1 protein-coding gene is annotated in these 234 nt (G+C 41.5%); it reads right to left on the bottom strand.

Going from position 1 to position 234, the window contains the following annotated elements:
- Window positions 1-234: hypothetical protein (locus SB752_RS33300; RefSeq protein WP_410719644.1), on the bottom strand; the 234-nt coding region annotated here is incomplete at both ends.

The following is a 234-nucleotide window of genomic DNA, read 5'->3' on the forward strand; positions in this document are numbered from 1 at the left end:
TGCTTGGCAGGCGTGTTTGTTCCGCGATTTCCTTAGTACTCAACGCGTCCCAGTTCATCGCTATGGTATGTACAATCGCTTTTTGCTGACGTGATAAATCATCCATCCGATGCTTATATAAAGGTGTGGTCTTATCGATCGTTTCTTCTAAATAATCATAACTACTCTCTTTTGCCCCTTCCATGATAATTTGAAATAGCAAAACAATCGTACGTGGTACACCATCCGTTAAGC

Origin of the sequence: Brevibacillus sp. SIMBA_040 (assembly GCF_046535075.1) — a bacterium.
Taxonomy (GTDB): Bacteria; Bacillota; Bacilli; order Brevibacillales; family Brevibacillaceae; genus Brevibacillus.